20 protein-coding genes are annotated in these 18,254 nt (G+C 69.3%); 11 read left to right on the top strand and 9 right to left on the bottom strand.

The genetic code is table 11. The features are described from left to right. Positions 1-3 precede the first annotated feature (3 nt). Together ACIA77_RS10480 and ACIA77_RS10475 are read left to right on the top strand one after the other, a co-directional pair. Positions 4-582, top strand: coding sequence for an SCP2 sterol-binding domain-containing protein (locus ACIA77_RS10480; RefSeq protein ID WP_395885519.1), 579 nt, complete (start codon positions 4-6; stop codon positions 580-582). A gap of 44 nt (positions 583-626) precedes the next feature. Then, positions 627-1,529, top strand: coding sequence for a YDG/SRA domain-containing protein (locus ACIA77_RS10475; protein ID WP_395885518.1), 903 nt, complete (start codon positions 627-629; stop codon positions 1,527-1,529). Here ACIA77_RS10475 and ACIA77_RS10470 read toward each other — a convergent pair. The 6 genes from ACIA77_RS10470 to ACIA77_RS10445 all read right to left on the bottom strand — a co-directional run bounded on the left by ACIA77_RS10470 (position 1,526) and on the right by ACIA77_RS10445 (position 7,171). Next, entirely contained in the window at positions 1,526-1,990 is a 465-nt protein-coding gene (locus tag ACIA77_RS10470; protein WP_395885517.1) for an FxsA family protein, read from the bottom strand. The genes ACIA77_RS10475 and ACIA77_RS10470 overlap by 4 nt on opposite strands. A 53-nt stretch (positions 1,991-2,043) precedes the next feature. After that, positions 2,044-2,541, bottom strand: coding sequence for a DNA topology modulation protein FlaR (locus tag ACIA77_RS10465; protein WP_395885515.1), 498 nt, complete (start codon positions 2,539-2,541; stop codon positions 2,044-2,046). 273 nt (positions 2,542-2,814) lie between these two features. Then, positions 2,815-4,014, bottom strand: coding sequence for a hypothetical protein (locus tag ACIA77_RS10460; RefSeq protein ID WP_395885514.1), 1,200 nt, complete (start codon positions 4,012-4,014; stop codon positions 2,815-2,817). Next, positions 4,011-4,595, bottom strand: a complete 585-nt coding sequence (locus ACIA77_RS10455) for an ATP-binding cassette domain-containing protein (protein WP_395885513.1) — start codon at positions 4,593-4,595, stop codon at positions 4,011-4,013. The genes ACIA77_RS10460 and ACIA77_RS10455 overlap by 4 nt, the downstream gene beginning before the upstream one ends. Positions 4,596-4,649: 54 nt before the next feature. Continuing rightward, positions 4,650-6,575, bottom strand: a complete 1,926-nt coding sequence (locus ACIA77_RS10450; protein WP_395885512.1) for an ABC transporter ATP-binding protein — start codon at positions 6,573-6,575, stop codon at positions 4,650-4,652. Between the two features lie 29 nt (positions 6,576-6,604). Continuing rightward, positions 6,605-7,171: a TetR/AcrR family transcriptional regulator gene (locus ACIA77_RS10445; RefSeq protein WP_395885647.1), complete on the bottom strand. Its 567-nt coding sequence runs from the start codon at positions 7,169-7,171 to the stop codon at positions 6,605-6,607. Positions 7,172-7,301: 130 nt separating this feature from the next. On the opposite strand from ACIA77_RS10445, the gene ACIA77_RS10440 reads away from it, so the two are divergent. The 5 genes from ACIA77_RS10440 to ACIA77_RS10420 all read left to right on the top strand — a co-directional run bounded on the left by ACIA77_RS10440 (position 7,302) and on the right by ACIA77_RS10420 (position 9,650). Then, positions 7,302-8,297 (top strand): LuxR C-terminal-related transcriptional regulator, encoded by a 996-nt coding sequence (locus ACIA77_RS10440; protein WP_395885511.1) that lies wholly within the window; start codon positions 7,302-7,304, stop codon positions 8,295-8,297. A gap of 70 nt (positions 8,298-8,367) precedes the next feature. After that, positions 8,368-8,727, top strand: coding sequence for a hypothetical protein (locus ACIA77_RS10435; RefSeq protein WP_395885509.1), 360 nt, complete (start codon positions 8,368-8,370; stop codon positions 8,725-8,727). 16 nt (positions 8,728-8,743) lie between these two features. Then, positions 8,744-9,127 (top strand): hypothetical protein, encoded by a 384-nt coding sequence (locus ACIA77_RS10430; RefSeq protein ID WP_395885507.1) that lies wholly within the window; start codon positions 8,744-8,746, stop codon positions 9,125-9,127. Between the two features lie 9 nt (positions 9,128-9,136). Further along, on the top strand, positions 9,137-9,322 hold the full coding sequence (locus tag ACIA77_RS10425; protein ID WP_395885506.1) for a hypothetical protein: 186 nt from the start codon (positions 9,137-9,139) through the stop codon (positions 9,320-9,322). A gap of 1 nt (position 9,323) precedes the next feature. Beyond that, a complete protein-coding gene (locus tag ACIA77_RS10420; protein ID WP_395885505.1) occupies positions 9,324-9,650 on the top strand; it encodes a hypothetical protein in 327 nt (108 codons plus the stop codon). A 42-nt stretch (positions 9,651-9,692) separates the two neighbouring features. Here the strand turns inward: ACIA77_RS10420 and ACIA77_RS10415 are convergent, their stop codons facing one another. Genes ACIA77_RS10415 through pdhA form a run of 3 tightly spaced genes read right to left on the bottom strand, consistent with a single transcriptional unit; the run spans position 9,693 to position 13,251 of the window. Beyond that, positions 9,693-11,036: a dihydrolipoamide acetyltransferase family protein gene (locus tag ACIA77_RS10415; RefSeq protein WP_395885504.1), complete on the bottom strand. Its 1,344-nt coding sequence runs from the start codon at positions 11,034-11,036 to the stop codon at positions 9,693-9,695. A gap of 17 nt (positions 11,037-11,053) precedes the next feature. Further along, entirely contained in the window at positions 11,054-12,046 is a 993-nt protein-coding gene (locus ACIA77_RS10410; RefSeq protein ID WP_395885503.1) for an alpha-ketoacid dehydrogenase subunit beta, read from the bottom strand. Next, positions 12,046-13,251 (bottom strand): pyruvate dehydrogenase (acetyl-transferring) E1 component subunit alpha, encoded by a 1,206-nt coding sequence (gene pdhA, locus ACIA77_RS10405; protein WP_395885646.1) that lies wholly within the window; start codon positions 13,249-13,251, stop codon positions 12,046-12,048. Before pdhA ends, ACIA77_RS10410 begins: the two co-directional genes overlap by 1 nt. Positions 13,252-13,612: 361 nt before the next feature. Here pdhA and ACIA77_RS10400 point away from each other — a divergent pair, with 361 nt between their 5' ends. The 4 genes from ACIA77_RS10400 to ACIA77_RS10385 all read left to right on the top strand — a co-directional run bounded on the left by ACIA77_RS10400 (position 13,613) and on the right by ACIA77_RS10385 (position 18,111). Beyond that, complete coding sequence (locus ACIA77_RS10400) at positions 13,613-15,034, top strand: M20/M25/M40 family metallo-hydrolase (protein ID WP_395885645.1); 1,422 nt, start codon at positions 13,613-13,615, stop codon at positions 15,032-15,034. Between the two features lie 390 nt (positions 15,035-15,424). After that, a complete protein-coding gene (locus ACIA77_RS10395; protein WP_395885502.1) occupies positions 15,425-16,351 on the top strand; it encodes an ABC transporter substrate-binding protein in 927 nt (308 codons plus the stop codon). 24 nt (positions 16,352-16,375) lie between these two features. After that, the gene (locus tag ACIA77_RS10390; protein WP_395885501.1) at positions 16,376-17,341 is read left to right on the top strand and encodes an amino acid ABC transporter permease; all 966 of its coding nucleotides are present in this window, start codon (positions 16,376-16,378) and stop codon (positions 17,339-17,341) included. After that, positions 17,338-18,111: an amino acid ABC transporter ATP-binding protein gene (locus ACIA77_RS10385; RefSeq protein WP_395885500.1), complete on the top strand. Its 774-nt coding sequence runs from the start codon at positions 17,338-17,340 to the stop codon at positions 18,109-18,111. The genes ACIA77_RS10390 and ACIA77_RS10385 overlap by 4 nt, the downstream gene beginning before the upstream one ends. The last annotated feature ends 143 nt before the right edge of the window (positions 18,112-18,254 follow it).

Raw genomic sequence — 18,254 nt, 5'->3', positions numbered from 1 at the left:
CCCGTGTCGCACGACTCCGACGGGCACGTCGTCAACGGCTTCGCGCGAGAACTGCGCGTCGGCAAGCTGTCGCCCGCGCAGTTCGTGCAGGTGCTCGAAACCCTCCACATGCTCGGCACCGCCGGCGCCGGTATCGACCTGAGCTCCCTCACCACGCAGGCCCTGGTCGACGTCGTCCACCGCGCGTCCCGCGACCAGCTCAAAGCCCTCGCCGACCACCCCGAACTGCGCGCGGTGTTCCTGGACGAGATCTTCCGCCGCATGTCCGAGCTCTTCCGCCCGGACCGCGCCCGCCACATCGACTTCGTCGTCGCCTGGCGCTTCCCCGGCGGCGCCGGCCACGACGGCTACGACCGCTTCCAAACCGTCATCGAAGACGGCGCGTGCGTCTCGAGCACCCACCTGTCCCGCACCCCGGACACCACCCTCACCCTCTCGGTCGACGACTTCATCCGCCTGGCCACCGGCACGTCGGCCCCCGCGGCGATGTTCGCGACGGGCCGGGTGAAGGTGAAGGGCGAATACGCGCCGGCGGTGCGGTTTTCGAGCTACTTCGACATCCCTAAGCCCACGGGGGACTGAGTCAGCGCTCCGAAAGTGTCGGCGCGTCGTCCTAGAGTGATCACATGCTCGGTGAGATCGCTGGTATCGACGAGAAGTCCACCTTCGCGAGTCGTCGCGAGGCCTACGAGGCCGGTGTTCATCGGGCATTGCAGGCAGGCATTGTGGGCACCGGCGATACCGGGGCGGAGTCCATCGTGGTGTCGGGCGGTTATCCCGACGATGTTGACGAGGGGTCGTGGCTCCTCTACACCGGCCATGGCGGTCGGGATCCCGCAACGCGCAGGCAAATAGCCCATCAGCGCTTCGACTCTCCGGGCAATGCGGCATTGGAAACCAGCAGGATCCAAGGGCTGGCAGTCCGGGTCATCCGAAAGGTGGGCAAGGTCTATCGCTACGGCGGCTTGTTCCGCGTCGAGGAGTCGATGCTGGTCTACCCCACGGGCGGGGAGTTCAAAGTCTGCCGCTTCGAGATGGTGAAGATCGACAAGGCGATCGACGCCACGTATGCGCCTGTTGAAGTCGAGGTTTCCGCTGAGGAACACCACCCCGACCTGCCGATCGGCAATTTTGAGCCCGGGCGCCGCTCCAGCAACGTGCAGCGCATCATTCGTTCGACGGAGGTCGCCGAGCGAGTCAAAACCTTGTACGACCACACCTGCCAGATGTGCGGCATCAAGCTGGTTGTCACGGGCGACCGGGGTTACTCAGAGGGCGCGCACATCCAGGCGTTGGGCGGGCTGCACCGAGGTCCGGACGTCGTCGAGAACATGCTGTGCCTCTGCCCCAACTGCCACGTGCTGTTCGACTCCGGCGCCTTGATCGTGGAGAAGGATCGATCACTTCTGCTCAACGGCAAGCCGGCCGTCTTGAACAACAAGCCCGCACCGAAGCTGCGCGAGCACCAAGACCACCACGTCGACGACAAGTACCTCGCCCATCACCGCGAGGCGCGGGGGAAGTCTTAGCCCTCGACGATGCGCCCCTCGATCACCTGGTGCTGGGTCGGCCGGGGATCCTCCGCCACGACCTCGCTGTCGACCACCATGACGGGGCCGCGGCGGGCGTTGGCGAATTTGATGGCGCGCTTCTCGGCCCGGCGGAGCCAGAAGCGGCGGGCCAGGGCGCGCGTGGGCGGGAGCAGCACGAACAGACCGAGCAGGTCGCTGACGAAGCCCGGCACCATGATCAGGACCCCGCCCAGCGCGATGAGCATGCCGTCGGTCAGTTCTTTCTCCGCGGGGGCCCCGGATTGGGCCTTGGAGACGAACGCGCGCATCGCCTTGCCGCCTTCGCGGCGGGCGAGCCAGGAGCCCACGAACGCGCCCGCCAGGAGCAGGGCGATCGTGCCGAGGACGCCGACCAGCGAGCCCACGGCCCAGATCGCGGCGAACTCGGCGATGACGTAGAGCAGGAACGCGACAGCCATACCAGGTGAACGAACGAGGTGTCCGAAATTCTCCCGGCCGTGAACGAGCGCACTCAGACCGCCCGCAGGAAGGCCTCGATCTCCGGGCGGGTGCGGAGCAGGTACTGGGCGGCCTGCGGAGCCTCGGCGGCGAGGCGGGCCAGCAACACGGCCCGGTGGGTGCGCGGCCAGTGCCAGATCCACGTCGCGAAGTCGAGGTCGAGCTTGGAGACGCAGCCGGGTGCTTGGGTGTCGCGGCCGCGTTCGCGCAGGTGGCGGAGGGTGACGCGGCGGAGGCTGGTGGTGCGGGGCACGTCGAGGAAGACGACGGTGTCGGCCAGTGGCAGGCGCAGGTCGAAGGTGGAGCTGTAGTTGCCGTCGACGACCCAGCCGTCGGTGGTGAGGGCGGTGGACTGCGCGGCGCGGAACTCGTCGGGCGGAGCCGGGACCCAGCCGGGCCGCCAGTAGAGGTGGTCGAGGTGGGTGACGGGGACGTCGAGCAGCGCGGCGAGCCGCCGGGCGAGCGTGGACTTGCCGCTGCCGGAGTTGCCGAGGACGAGGACACGACGCACGGAACTCAGCCTAAAGCTCCTCACCGCGGCGGTGAGGACACCGGAGACGACGACGTCGATGAGGGCAGATTTGAGCGGGGTGGCTCACTGCGGCGGTGTGGAAACCAAGGCGAAGTCGCCGATGAGGGGCAGATCTGGGTGGAGTGGCTCACCGCGGCGGTGAGGAGACGACGGCGTCGACGAGGAGCAGATCTGGGCGAGGTGGCTCACTGCGGCGGTGAGGAAACCACAGGCAAAGTCGCCGATGAGGAGCCGAACCGGACAGGAGGGGCGTCACCAGAGCGGCGGGAGAAATCCGCAGACGAAAAGGCCGACGAGCAGCAGGTCGGGCCCGTGGGCGAGTTGCCGCACCAACCCGGCCGGGATGAGAACGCCTTCGTAGAGGACGAGGCCCATGACCGAGAAGTCGAGGGGCCCTCGGCTGACGGTGCGGACCACCGCGTAGCCGGCGACCAGCACGGCGACCACGGAACCGAACGTCACCGGGACGCCCAGCAGCCACACCACCGACGTCCAGCCGGCCCCGAGCACCGTCAGCACCAGGGCCGTGGTGAGCCGGAGGCGGGTTTCGGACGCATCAAGCCAACGCCGCAGGCCCGGGACCCGGTGCAGCTGGGCGACCGGAGCGGCGAAGGGCAGCAGCGCCAGGTACGCGCCGAGCCCGAGGAGCCAGACGGACGTGACAGCCGGGAACGTCGCGTGCGCAGCGGTGACGGCGAGACCGAGGAACACCGGCAACCCCAACGCGTGGCGGCGAGCCAGCACCCCGACCAACACGTACCGAAGCACGACGAACCGCCCGGCGAACGCGCGCTGCCACGGCACGCGGCGGCCGGCGGGGAGCAGGGCCCACACGTCGAGGAACGCGGTGGACGTGCGGCGCACCAGGCGTTCGCGGAAGTGGTGGACGAGCGTCGCGCGGCCCGCCGTCTGCGCCAACGGCGGTGCCCACGCCAACCCAGCGGCGGCAACGAAAGCCGCCACCGCGAAGATCCACAGTGGAGCGTCCGAGACCACCCCCAGGACGGCCGGGACGAGGGGCAGCAGCGATTCCCCGGGGAAGGGCCGGCGGCGCGCCATGACGAGCGCCAGCACCGCAACCCCGACGTACAGCGCGAGCGGTCCAACCACACCCGGCGGGAACCCGATGAGCACCCCGGCGACGACGAAGAAGTACCCCGCTACGGCGAACCGCGCGCCCCAGCCGAAGACCAGCCGGCGCGACAGCACCGCCGGGCGTCGGCCGTCGAAGTCGGACCAGGTCAGGGCGGCGGGGTCGGCCCAGAGGTGGCCACGGCGCAGGGTCGCGCGCCACGCGAGCGCCAGCCCGGCGCACAGGACGGCGACGCTGCCGAGCGGCCCCACCGGCGCGTCACCGATGAGCTGCGCCCGGACCAGCGCCGTGTTGTACAGGGGCGACCCCAGCACCCCGGCCACGACGAACACGCACAGCCACAGATCGGGGCGCTTCACAGGTCGACCACGTAGTCGGCGACGGTGGTAGCGAGCGGCCGGTGGTGACTGGCCACCACGACCGCCGCCCCCGACGAACGGCTCTGCGCGACCAGCGTCGTCAGCCACGAAAGGCCGTCGGCGTCCAGGGCGCGTTCCGGTTCGTCCAGCACCAGCACCGAATGCGGCCGGGCGACCGCGGCGTGCAGCAACAGCCGGCGGCGCTGGCCGGCGGACAGGTCACCGGCAGGAACGTCGGCCCACGACACGGCAGGCACCGGAAGAGCGACTCCGAACGACCGCCCCAGCAGGTCCAGGTGCTGCCGCGCGGTGAGCTCCTCGAACAACGCCGAATCGTCCAGCACCACCGAGACCCGCCGCCGGAACGCGGCCGAACGTTCGTCCGGCGCGGCGCCGCACACCGACACCGTGCCGGACGACGGTTGTTGCAACCCGTACAGGCACCGCAGCAGCGTCGACTTCCCGGCGCCGTTCGCCCCCGTGACGACGAGGCACTCGCCGGCGTCCACGGCCAGGTCCAGACCGGAGAACAGCGCCGCAGCACCGACCTCGACGGTGAGGTCGTGGGTGGATACCAGCATCGCGACACAGCCCCCTGACGACAGTGCCCAAGCTAGCGAATCGCTGCCAGTTCGTCAGTCCAGGTAGGCCTGCGCCTGCAGCGTGAACAGCTCCGCGTACCCGCCGCCCGCAGCCATGAGCTCGTCGTGCGTGCCGTACTCCGCGACCTTCCCGTGGTCCAGCAACAGGATGCGCTCGGCCTGCCGGACGGTCGAGAAGCGGTGCGAGATGTACAGCGTCGTGCGCCCGGACGCCAGCGACCGCAGCCGGGCGAACAGGTCGTGCTCGGCCTGGGCGTCGAGGGCCGAGGTCGGCTCGTCGAGGATCAGGATGGGCGCCTCCCGCTGGAACGCGCGGGCCAGCGCGATCTTCTGCCACTCCCCACCCGAGAGCGACACGCCTTGGTCGAACCACCGCCCCAGCGGCGAGTCGTACCCCGACGGCAGCCGCTGGATGCGTTCGTCGGCACCGGCGCGGCGGGCCGAGTCGACGATGTGCGACCGGTCCTCCAGTCGCTGCACGTCACCGAGGCCGATGTTCTCGGCCGCCGTGCCCTGGTAGGTCACGTAGTCCTGGAACATCGCGCTGATCTGCGTGCGCAGCTCATCCGGGTCGTACGAGCGGATGTCCACGCCGTCCAGCAGGATCCGCCCGCCAGTTGGGTCGTACAGCCGGCACAGCAGCTTGAACAGCGTCGACTTGCCGGCCCCGTTGCGCCCGACCACGGCCACCGTCTCGCCCGGCTGGATCTCGAAGCTCACGCTGTCCAGCGCCGGTTCCTCCGTGCCCGGGTACGTGAAGCTCACCGACTCGAACCGGATGTGTCCCTCCACAGTGGACGGCAACCGCCGCGGTGCCGTGGGAGCCGTGATCTCCGGCCGCGTGTCGAGGAACCGGTACAGCGTGTCCAGGTACAGGTTGTTCTCGTACATCCCCGAAAACGCCGTGAACAGCCCCGACACCGACGTCTGCACGGATGTCGCCGCCGCCGTGTACAGCGCGAGGTCGCCCAGCGTCAGGTGCCCGCCGACGGCCTGCAGCGCGATGTACAACGCGATCGCCGAACCCGCCAGCGTGGAGAGGAGTCCCCACGACGTCGAGCTCACGTTGCGCTTCACCGTCAGCCGCCGCTGCCGCTCGTACGACACCACGCCCAGCTTCCGGAACCGGTCGACGAAGTACGGCCCGAGTCCGTAGAGCTTGGTCTCCTTCGCGTACGTGTCGGTGGTGACCAGCGAAGACAGGTAGTCCATCCGCCGCTTGATCGGCGACATCAGGAACGTCAGCCAGAACGCCCGCGACCCGTACTTCGACTGCGAGATGAACGCCGGGATCGGCGCGAGCAGCGCCACCAACGCCAGCAGCGGGCTGATCGACACCAGCAGCGCGATCATGCTGGCGAACGTGATCGCCGTGCGCACCAGCCCGAGCGCCGAGTTCATCATGGACAACGGCCGCGTCGGCGCTTCCTGCGCCGCCTGGCGCAGCATGTCGTACGACGTCGAGCCCTCGAAGTACGCCAGCTGCAGCTTGCTCGAGTGGTCCATCACGCGGTGGCGGATGGTCAGCGACATCCGCTCCTGCAGCAGCGTCTGCGCGACCGACGTGATCGCGCTGCTGATCGCCGTCGCCGCCAGCACGCCGAACTGCAGCAGCGTGATCCGCACGATGTCACCCGTCGAGCCGCGGTGCTGGATCGCCGCGACCACGGAGTCGAGCAGGATCTTCGCGATGTACGCCGTCGCCGTCGGCAGCAAGCCGGACAGCAGCGTGACCAGCGCGAGCAGGATCGTCAGCGTCGGGCTGGCCTCCCACGTCAGCCGCGCCACCTTCGGCAGGCCGCGCACGGTGCCGGCCACCGACGTCTTCATCCGGCCCAGCCGCGACTTCAGGTCCTTGGGCTGCTCCGGCTGCGGCGCCTCCGGGATGTCGACGGGACCGGTGAGCCCGCTGTCCGGCACGGTCTGCGGCGGGCGCCCGCGACCCCGTCCGCCGAACATCCGCACGGCACCTTCTCGACCGCCTGGGATCACGCGCGCACCGCGCCGTGCAGGAAGACGTCGATCATCTCGGCGGGCTCCGGCGAACCGGGCACCGGCCGGCTCTGCGCGAACAGCATGGTCAGGAACAGCGACGCGGCTTTGTCCACGGGCAGTCGCAGCCGGTCGGCGTCCGGCACGAACAGCTCCCGGATCGCGCGCTGCATCGCGTCGAACGACTCGCGCCGGCTGTCACCGCTGACCGACTTGCGGCTGCGCGCCTCCTCCGCGCGCAACCGTCCCTTCAGGGTCGCGGCCATCACGGCACCCATCCGCTGCAGGTGCGCGGTCAGCGCCTCGACGGCTTCCAGCAGCCGTCTCTCCAACGGCAGCTCGGCCGGGATCTCCCCGATCATCTCCAGGGCCTCCCCCGGGTCGAGCGCGGCTTCCACGCACGCGTCGAACAGCTCGTCCTTGTCCTGGAACACGCGGAAGATGGTGCCCTCGCCGATGCCGGCCGCCCGGGCGATCTGCGCGGTGGTGACCCCCCGGCCGTGTTCCACGACCAGCGGGAGCACCGCGCGCACGATCATCCGGCGGCGGTCGTCGGGTGCCATCCCCGGCGCTCGTTTCCTCGTCTCCATGCTCGCCAAGGTACGGAGTGAGTGCTCACTCCGTCAACTCGGTAACGCAACGCGATCCGGCGTCGACTCAGGGAACGCACATCCGCCGACCCGAGGAGCGCTGGTGCGCGGCTTCACGTTCGACGAGCGCACGACGCGCCTGCTCCGCGAGGGGCGCGAAACCCTGTCCGCGCAGGCCGGCAAGGGGCACCACGCGCTGTACGACCGGCTGCGCGAAGTCGTCGGCGGGGTGCTGCCGCTCGACGCGTTCTTCGTCGCGCTGTTCCGCGACGCGGGCCACGTGCTCTACGCCTACCAGTACGACGGCACCGAGTACGCGCTGCCGGGGATCCGGCCCCTCAACCCGGACGGCCCGACCGGCTGGGTCCTCGCGCACAACCGCTCCTACGCCTACCGCGAAGACGGCGGTGCCGTGCTCAACCGCGGGATCCCCTGGGGCGACACGGAACGGCGCTCGGCCGACGCGCTCGTGGTCCCGATGCGCCGCACCCACACCGCCGAGGTGATCGGCGTTGTCTCGGTCCAGACCTACACCCCCGAAAGCTACGGCGACGCCGAGCTGGCCGCGCTCGAGTGGCTCGCCGAGGTCGTCGCGCGGGTGCTCTCCGCCGAAGAGGAAGATCGCGCGTTCCTCGCCCGGCTCGACGACGGCCACCGCCCGGCCGCCGAACGGGTGCTGTCGCGGTCGGTGTCAGAGCTCGTCGTGGAGCGCGTGGCCGTTGTGCGCAAGACCGCCGCCGAGCTCGCCGCGGCGCTCGAAGCGGAAGGGCACCGGCTCGGTGCGCGAGCCCGTGACCTGGTGCGCGAGTGCGAGCGGCTGCAGATCGAGTCGGCGGAGATCGAGTTCGCCGGCTACCGCGAAGCCGCCGCGCGCTTCGCCTCGCTCAGCCCGCGCGAGCGCGACGTCGCCGAGCTCGTGGGCCAGGGCCTGCGCAACGACGAGATCGCCGCGCGGTTGCACATCGGCCTGTCGACGGTGAAGACGCACGTGGGCAACATCCTGCGCAAGTACGGCGCCGAGCAGCGCTCGACCGTCGCCGAGGAGATCTCCGCTTACCTCGGCAACGCGCGCGTCCGCGGGCACTCGTACCAAGGATGAATCGGACCTCGGCCTTTTTTCGTCCTCGAGCCGAGAGAATCGGCGAGTTCGCGCGAATAAACTGGTTCCGGTGTTGGCCGTGGTGGGTGAGTGCCTGCTCGCGCTCTGGTGGTTGTTGTTCGGGTTGGGAATCGCGAAGTTCCTCGTCGTTCCGCTGCTGAAATGGTTGCTGGTCGGTGCGTTCGATTCGCTGAAGGGTGCGTCCGGCGCAGGCCGGACGGTGCGGCGGCTGCTCGCCGTGCCCATCACGGGTTTGCTGAGCAGGCAACGCAAAGCGCGTCGTGGTGACTTCGACAGCAAGGTGGATCTGTTCCTCGTCGACGTGGTCGTCGGATTCGTGGTGAGCGGTTTTCTCCAAGGGTTCGCGGTGACGTTGGTGACGCTGGGTTCGACGTTGGTGCTCTTGGCGATCGGTTCCGCGTTCTTCTGATACGGACGGGTGAGTGGTGGCGGACTACGAGTTGGTGCCGGGCGGCCGGAAAGTGCCGTTCGAGATTCAGAGCACGCACGGCGACGTGCCGTCGGGCAGCGCGGACCTGGCCGAGGTGGTGGTCAACGCGGTCATCCACGCCCTCGGCTTCCCGACGCTCACGCTGGTGCGCTCGGTGGTGCTCGTCCTGGGCCGGGCGTGGTCCGAGCTGCGGGTGCAGCTGCAAGGCGAGCGGACGGAGACCCGCATCCGGCTGTTCGAGGTCACCGCCGCGCGGTTCAGCACGCACCTCACGCGGCTGCGGGCCGACCCGCACTGGGACCCGCAGGTGAAGGCGCTGCTCGACGCGACGCTGCGCGCGGAGCTGGAGCGCGAACTGTCCCGGATCTTCCGGAGCTAGGGGGAACTGATGTCGGAGCTCGTCAGACGGACCGAATCGGCGGTCGAGCGCGGGCGCGGGAAAGCGGTGGAGCTCGCCGCCACGGCGCACCGCAAGGTCGTGGCCGCGCGGCAAGACCTGCGCGTCGCGCTCAGCGTCGCGGAGTTGCGCGCGGAGGCGGAGATCGAGCAGGACCGACGCGATCGGCGGCGGTGACGTGGCGCAGGACTTGGAGGCACTCGTGCAGACGGTGATCGAACGGCCGGCGGCGCTGCGCCTGCGGCAGTTGCTCGCCGAAGGGCTCATCACCGCGTCGGACCGGGACCTGTTCTTCGTCTCGGCACAGCGGTACAAGGAAGCCGCGTTCACGCAGTACGCGGACTTCGACCCGGCCGTGCGCGACGAACTCGTGAAGGCGCTGCTGTCGGACTACCAGCGGGAGCTCGACCGGCTGCTCGGCGAGATCACCGCTCGCCGGCGCACCCCGCCGCCGCTCGAAACCCCGCACCGGGCGGGTTTCCTGCGGCGCCTGTTCAAGCGCTAGACCGGTTGCGGCCCGGGCGAACCGGGCCGCAACCGGGGCGGCTCAGTACGTGATCGCGACCGCCGGGTCGGCGAGCAGCGCGCCGACGTCGGCGAGGAACTCCGAGCCCTGCTGGCCGTCGACGACGCGGTGGTCGAAGCTCAGCGACAGCTGCAGCACCTTGCGGACCTTGATCTCGCCGTCCACGACCCAGGGGGTGTCGCGGATGGCGCCGACCGCCAGGATCGCCGACTCGCCCGGGTTGATGATGGGCGTGCCGGTGTCGACGCCGAAGACGCCGACGTTCGTGATCGTGAACGTGCCGTTCAGCATCGCCGCGGGGGTCGTCTTGCCCTCGCGCGCGACGTCGGTCAGCTCGGTCAGCGCGAGCGCCAGCTCCTTGAGCGACTTCGCGTCGGCGTCGAAGATCTTCGGGACCACGAGCCCGCGCGGCGTCGCGGCGGCGATGCCCAGGTGCACGTAGTCCTTGTACACGATCTCCTGCGCCGCCTCGTCCCACACGGCGTTGACGTCCGGCGTGCGCTTCGCCGCGAGGCACACGGCCTTGGCGGCGAACGCGAGCGGCGTCAGCTTCACACCGCGGAACTCGCGTGAGGTCTTGAGCTTTTCGCGCAGCTCCATCATCGGCGTGACGTCGACGGTGAGGAACTCCGTGACGTGCGGTGCCGTGTACGCGCTCTGCACCATCGCGGCCGCCGTGGCCTTGCGGACGCCCTTGATCGGCACGCGGCGTTCGCGCGTCGTGGGGTCGTAACCGGTGTCCACAGTGGATACCGCGGGCACCGCCGGGGCTGAACCGTTGGCCGCGCGTTCGACGTCTTCGCGCGTGATGACGCCGCCGTCAGCCGTGCCGGTGAGGGCGCGCAGGTCGACGCCGAGGTCCTTGGCGAGCTTGCGCACCGGCGGCTTGGCCAGCGGTACGTACCCGCCCCGCGGCTCCTCGACGACGGGAGCCGGAGCCGGAACGACGGCAGCCACCACCGGTTCCGGAGTGGACGGTGCCGACGGCGCGGAACCCTTGCGCGCCCGCCGTTTCGTCACCACGGCCTTCGAGCCGTACCCGACGAGCGGCTTCATCTCCTCTTCGGCCGGCGCTTCCGCGGCCGGCGCGGCGGCGGGCGCGGGCGCGGCCTTGCCGCCCGGATCCACGTCCACCGTCAGCAACGGCGCCCCGACCTCGACGGTCTGTCCCGGCTCCGCGTGCAGTTCGGTGATCACCCCGGCCCACGGGATCGGCAGCTCGACGGCGGCCTTGGCCGTCTCGACCTCGACGACGATCTGGTTGACCGTGACCTCGTCGCCCGGCTTCACGTGCCAGGCGATGATGTCGGCCTCGGTCAGCCCCTCCGCTGTGTCCGACAGGGGGAATTGCTTGTACTCGGGCATGTCTGCGTGTTTCCCCCTTACCAGGCGAGTGAACGGTCGACGGCGTGCAGCACCCGGTCCAGGTCGGGGAGGTAGTGCTCCTCGAGCTTGGCCGGCGGGTACGGCGTGTCGAACCCGGTCACGCGCAGTACGGGGGCCTCCAGCGAGTAGAAGCACTCCTGCTGGACCCGGGCCGCGATCTCCGACGTCAGCGACGACTCCGACGGCGCCTCGCTCACGGCGATCAGCCGGCCCGTCTTGCGCACCGACTCGAACACCGGCCCGAGGTCGAGCGGCGAGAGCGTGCGCAGGTCGATGACCTCGAGCGAGTGGCCCTCGTCCGCGGCCGCCGCGGCGGCGTCGAGCGCGACCTTCACCGACGGACCGTAGGCGACGACGGTCGCGGTGGTCCCCTCGCGCACCACGTGCGAACCGAACACGCGGCCCGGCGACGTCTCGGTGTCGACCTCCACCTTCAGCGCGCCCGAGTGGTACAGCTTCTTGGGCTCGAAGAAGAGGATCGGGTCGTCGGAGCGGATGGCCTCCTGGATGCCCCAGTACGCGTCGAGCGCGTTGGACACCGAGACGACCTTCAGGCCGGCGATGTGCGAGAACAGCGATTCGGGCGACTCCGAGTGGTGCTCCACCGCACCGATCCCGCCGCCGAACGGCACGCGGATCACCACGGGCATCTTGATCTTGCCCTGCGTGCGGTAGTGCAACTTCGCCAGCTGCGACGAGATCTGGTCGAACCCGGGGAAGATGAAGCCCTCGAACTGGATCTCGCACACGGGCCGGAACCCGCGCACGGCCAGGCCCACGGCCGTGCCGATGATGCCCGACTCGGCCAGCGGCGTGTCGAGCACGCGCTGCTCGCCGAAGTCCTTCTGCAGGCCGTCGGTGATGCGGAAGACGCCGCCGAGCTTGCCGACGTCCTCACCCATGATCAGGACCTTCGGGTCCGCTTCCATCGCGCGGCGCAGGCCGAGGTTGAGCGCCTTGCCGATCGTGAGCTTCTGCAAGTCGGCCATCAGTGCTCACCCGCCGTCGCGAAACCGTCCAAGTAGGACAGGAACTGTTCCCGCTCCGCGTCGAGGGCCGGAGACGGTTCCGCGTAGACGTTCGCGAAGATCCGCTCGGGCGGCGGCTCCGGCATGTTGAACGTGTACTCGCGCAGCTGGGCCGCGAACTCGTCGGCTTCGGCCTGCACCTCGTCGAAGAACTGCTGGTTCGCCCCGCCGCCGCGCGCGAGGTGGGCGCGCACGCGCTCGATCGGGTCCTTGAGCTTCCACTCCTCCAGCTCGTCCGACAGCCGGTAGCGGGTGGGGTCGTCGGTGGTGGTGTGGGCGTCCATCCGGTACGTGAACGCCTCGATCAGCACGGGCCCGTTGCCGTGGCGGCACTCCTCGAGCGCCCAGCGCGTGACGGCGAGGCAGGCGAGCACGTCGTTGCCGTCGACGCGGATGCCGGGGAAGCCGTAGCCGCGGGCGCGCTGGTACAGCGGCAGGCGCGACTGGCGTTCGGTCGGCTCCGAGATGGCCCACTGGTTGTTCTGGCAGAAGAAGACGAGCGGCGCGTCGTAGACCGCCGACCACACGAAACCCTCGTGCACGTCACCCTGCGAGGTCGCGCCATCACCGAAGTAGACGATCGTGGCTTCGCCGTCGTCGTCGCCGACCTTGCCCTCGAACTTCTGCCCCATGGCGTAGCCCGTGGCGTTGAGGACCTGGTTGCCGATGACGATCGTGTACGGGTGGAAGCGGGTTCCGCTGAAGTCCCAGCCGCCGTGGTCCGTGCACCGGAAGATGCCGAGCAGCTTGCGCAGATCCACGCCCCGCGTGTACGCGACGCCGTGCTCGCGGTAGCTCGGAAACGCCATGTCCGTGGGCTTCAGCGCGCGGCCGGAGCCGATCTGCGCGGCCTCCTGGCCCAGCAGCGGCACCCAGATGCCCAGCTGGCCCTGGCGCTGCATCGCGTTGGCCTCGCGGTCGGCGCGGCGCACCAGCACCATGTCGCGGTAGAGGTTCCGCAGGGCTTCGTCGTCGACGTCCTCGACGTACTTGTCGAACCGGGGCGACGGAACCCGCTGCCCTTCGGGGGTGAGCAGCTGAGTCAGCTCAGCGCCACCTTCGCTCGTTGCTCGCAACCCCGCGATCACCTGCTCGGGTGAGGGCTTGGCCGCTACGGCGGCGGGCCCGTCTCCAGGTTCGGGGTGCGTCCACTGTTCGGACGGCATGCGCTGCATCTCCTCGGTGTCGGTGCCGCGGTGGGCGCGTGTGGCGGCCACAGCGACTGCACCGGCGGGGACTGTTGCCCCGGATGCGGGGCCCCAAGCCACCGTCGGCGTTGACGGTTCTCGCCGCCATCCTGGCACGAAGGCTCCCGCGATGGTGAGCCGCGGATGCTGATTTGTTGCTGAGAAAGACCCGCCTGAACAGGCAAAACGCTTGGAAACCCGAGTATGGGACGGACGATGATCGGGATTCCGCACCGGTGCCCACCAGGCGTCACCGCGGGGGCACCGGGCGCGTCCGGGTGTCGGGTTTCACGAACTCGGACGCGGTCGTGACGTCGGTCACCGTGGCAGGATGGCCGGCGTGGAACAGAAATCCGTACGTGAAACCGTGGTCTCGACGTGGATCAACGACGTCGTGCCGAGCCTGTCCGGTCTCGTCGCGATCCCGGCGTTGTCCCCGGCGTTCGACGCGGACTGGGCCGCGAGCGGCCACCTCGACGCAGCCGTCGAGCACGTGAAGTCGTGGATCGCCGGGCGTGATCTGCCGGGCGTGACGCTGGAGGTCGTGCGGCTCGAGGGCCGTTCGCCGCTGCTGTTCGTCGAGGTGCCCGCCACCGCGGGCGCCGCGGACAAGCCGACCGTGCTGATGTACGGCCACCTCGACAAGCAGCCGCCGGTCGGCGGCTGGTCCGAGGGGCTGGGCCCGTGGACGCCGGTGATCCGCGACGGCCGCCTCTACGGCCGCGGCTCCGTCGACGACGGCTACTCCGGCTACGCGGCCGTCGCCGCGCTGGAAGCCGTGCGCGCGGGAGGCGGCGAACACGCGCGCACCGTGGTGCTGCTGGAGACGGGCGAGGAATCGGGCAGCCCCGACCTGCCCGCGTACGTCGAGCACCTCAGCGAACGCCTCGGCGAGATCGGCCTCGTCGTCTGCCTCGACGCGGGCGGCATGGACTACGAGCGCCTGTGGCTCACCACGAGCCTGCGCGGCATGCTGCACCTGACCGTCACGGTGCAGCTGCTCGCGACGGCGCAGCACTCCGGCCTGGCCAGCGGCGTGGTCGCTTCGTCGTTCCGGGTGCTGCGGCAGCTGATCGAGCGCATCGAGAGCGGCGAGACGGGCGCGATCAAGCTCGCCGAGCTCAACGTCGAGGTGCCCGAGAGCCGGCTGGCGGAGATCGAGGCCGTGGCCGAGGTGGCGCCCGAGGCCCTGCGCACCGCGTTCCCGCTGGTCAGTGGCGGCCGGACGATGTCGGAAGACGCGCTCGAGCTGCTGCTCAACAACTACTGGCGCCCCACGCTGTCGATCATCGGCGCGGACGGTTTCCCGCTGCCCGCCGACGCCGGCAACGTGCTGCGCCAGAGCACCACGCTCACGCTGAGCTTCCGCCTGCCCCCGACGGCCGAGGCCGCGCCGGCGCTGGAGGCCGTCAAGCGCGCGCTGACCACCGACGTCCCGTACGGCGCTTCGGTGACCATCCACGACGACGCGCAGGCCGAGAACGGCTGGAACGCGCCGGAGGAAGCCCCGTGGCTCACCGCCGCGCTGCGCCGCGTCAGCGACGAGGTCTTCGGCCGCCCCCACCGCGCCGCCGGCATGGGCGGGTCGATCCCGTTCATGGGGCTTCTCGGCGAGAAGTACCCGCGCGCGCAGTTCGTCGTCACGGGCGCGTGCGGCGCCGACTCGAACATCCACGTGCCCGACGAGTGGCTGAACCTGGACTACGCGCAGCAGGTGACCGAAGCTGTCGCGCACGTGCTGGACGCGCACGCTCGCAGCTGAGTTGTCGTGAAGGGGCCCCGGCGGTTCGGCGCCGGGGCCCTGCTCTATCGGGTGAACGGCGTCGGCTGCTGCCCGTGGCCGTGGCGCCCGCGCGGTGCGTCTCCCGAGCCGGGCGATGCCGCTGCGGCGGTGGGTCGCGGCTACCTGCTGCGGATGTTGGTGGTTTCCCGCGCTCGCCGCGCGGTGTGATCTTTCCTCGTCCACTGTAGACCAGGTGTGGTATGAACCACACACTCGCAGCGTATTCGGTGATACCGGGAGTCACCGCTGCTCAGTGTGAAACGGCGCCGTAACGTACAGGTGCTGTGCATACCCACTGGCGAGTGGCAATATGCGTGCTCTCGACAGTTGAGAACTACGAGGAGTGACGAAGTGGCCCGAGGACACCAGATGAAGGCACTCGCCCTTCTCCCGGCTTTCGCGCTGGTCGGCCTGACCGTGGCCTGCGGCGCGGGCGGAAGTGGCGCCGGCGACGCGGGGAGCGGCAACAGCCCTTCCTCGGCGGCAGCCGGAGGCTCGTCGGACATCCCGGCGGTCGCCAAGGACGACAAGCTCGCGGCGATGGTGCCGGCGTCGATCACGGCGGACGGCAAGATCCTGGTCGGTCAGGACCAGAGCTATCCGCCGAACGAGTTCCAGGACGAGAACGGCAAGATCACCGGCTTCGACGTCGACCTCGGCACCGCGATCGGCCAGAAGCTCGGCCTGAAGATGGAGTTCCAGAACTCCGCGTTCGACGGCATCATCCCCGGCATCCAGGCCGGCAAGTACGAGCTCGCGATGTCGTCGTTCAGCATCAACCCCGAACGGCTCCAGACCGTCGACATGGTCAGCTACTACAAGGCCGGCACCTCGCTCGCCGTCCTCAAGGGCAACCCCGACGGCCTGAACCTCGACGACCTCTGCGGCAAGAAGATGGGCGTCCAGAAGGGCACCACGCAGGTCGACGACCTGCAGATCCGCTCCGAGGCCTGCACCAAGGCCGGCAAGCCCGCCATCGACGTCACCCAGCTGCAGGCCCAGACCGACGTGAACCTGGCGCTCACCGCCAAGCGCGTGCAGGGCGAGCTGGCCGACTCCCCGGTGATCGACTACGCCGTGAAGCAGACCGGTGGGCAGCTCGAGGTCCTCGGCGCGCCGTACGACACGGCTCCGTACGGCATCGTCCTGAAGAAGGACAGCGGCGACTACACGAAGGCCGTGCAGCAGGCCGTGCAGGCGCTGATCGACGACGGTACGTACAAGAAGATCCTCGACAAGTGGGGCCTGTCCGGTGCGGGCGCGGTGACCACGTCGGAGATCAACCCGGCGTCCTGAGGCAGCAGATAGGACGTAGTTCTCGTGTCCAGTGACTTCGACGCGCCTCCGAAGGTGGAGGCGCCGGTCGACACCACGCCCATCAAGGCCGTCCCAGTGCGCCACTACGGGCGCTGGGTGGCCGGGGTGATCATCCTGTTCCTGGCGTTCATCGTCGTCCGCAGCATCGTCACCAACCCCAACCTGCAGTGGCCGGTCGTCTGGGACTTCCTGTTCAACGACCGGGTGCTCCGAGGCCTGACCAACACCCTGATCCTCACGGGGATCGCGATGGTCATCGGCATCGTCGGAGGCGTGCTGCTCGCTGTGATGCGGCTTTCGCCGAACCCGCTCATGAAGGGTGCCGCGGGGATTTACGTCTGGTTGTTCCGCGGCACCCCGCTGATCACCCAGCTCGTGTTCTGGAACTTCCTGGCGTTCGCGTACCCGCGGCTCGGGCTCGGTGTCCCGTTCGGGCCCGAGTTCGTTTCGTGGGACACGAACACGCTGATCAACCAGTTCACGGCTTCGCTGCTCGGTCTCGGCCTCAACGAAGCCGCGTACATGGCGGAAATCGTGCGTGGCGGTATCCAGTCGATCGACTCGGGGCAGCTCGAAGCGGCGTCGGCTTTGGGCATGAAGCGCACCACGACGTTGCGGCGCATCATCCTGCCGCAGGCGATGCGCGTGATCATCCCGCCGACGGGCAACGAGACGATCTCGATGCTCAAGACGACCTCGCTGGTCGTGGCGATCGGGTACTTCGAACTGATGGTCGCGGTGCAGACGATTTACGCGCAGAACTTCAAGACGATTCCGCTGCTGCTCGTGGCCGTGATCTGGTATTTGATCATGACGTCGATTCTGACGGTGATCCAGTACTTCATCGAGCGCCACTTCGCGCGTGGCACTTCTCGTGGTACTGCGGACAAGAACAAATGGAGCTCCCGAATGCTCGGCTTCCGATTCGGCCAGGGCGGCGGCGGCCAGGGCGCGGGAGGTGTCGCGTGACACCAGTCGTTTCCGCGCAGAAGATCTGCAAGAGCTTCGGTTCACTGGACGTGCTGAAGGGCATCGACCTCGAGGTGCACGAACGCGAGGTGCTCTGCCTGATCGGCCCGTCGGGCTCCGGCAAGTCCACCCTTCTTCGCTGCATCAACCACCTGGAGAAGATCGACGCCGGCCGCCTGTACGTCGACGGCGTGCTGGTCGGCTACAAGCAACGGGGAGACAAGCTCCACGAGCTGCGGGAGAAGGAAGTTTCGTTGCAGCGCAAGGACATCGGCATGGTGTTCCAGCGCTTCAACCTCTTCCCCCACATGACGGCGGTCGAGAACGTCATGGAGGCACCCGTCCAGGTCCGCCGCGAGCCCAAGGCGCAGGCCCGGTCGCGCGCTCTTGAGCTGCTGGACCGCGTGGGTCTCGGCGACAAAGCGCTGTCGTACCCGGTCCAGCTCTCGGGCGGCCAGCAGCAGCGCGTCGCCATCGCCCGCGCCCTCGCCATGCAGCCCAAGCTGATGCTCTTCGACGAACCCACGTCCGCCCTCGACCCGGAACTCGTGGGCGACGTCCTGGGCGTCATGCGCCAACTGGCGAAGGACGGCATGACCATGGTCGTGGTCACCCACGAAATGCAATTCGCCCGCGAAGTGGCCGACAAGGTCCTCTTCATGGACGGCGGCGTCGTCGTGGAAGCCGGCCCACCCGACCAGGTGATCGGCAACCCGCACCACGAGCGGACGAAGGCGTTCCTGGCCCGCGTCCTGAGCCCGAACGCTTGACGGTGTGGCCGCCTCTCTCGGGAGGCGGCCACACTGCTGTTCAGCTCGCTTTCAGCCGCGCGATCTCCGCGGCTGCGACATGCTCGGCCACCCTGCAGGGATCGTTCAGCGCGCGATTTCCGGTTCGCAGCTGGGTGTTGACG

Source organism: Amycolatopsis sp. NPDC051903, from assembly GCF_044452505.1.
GTDB lineage: Bacteria > Actinomycetota > Actinomycetes > Mycobacteriales > Pseudonocardiaceae > Amycolatopsis.
This window is presented reverse-complemented; position numbering and strand designations above follow the sequence as displayed.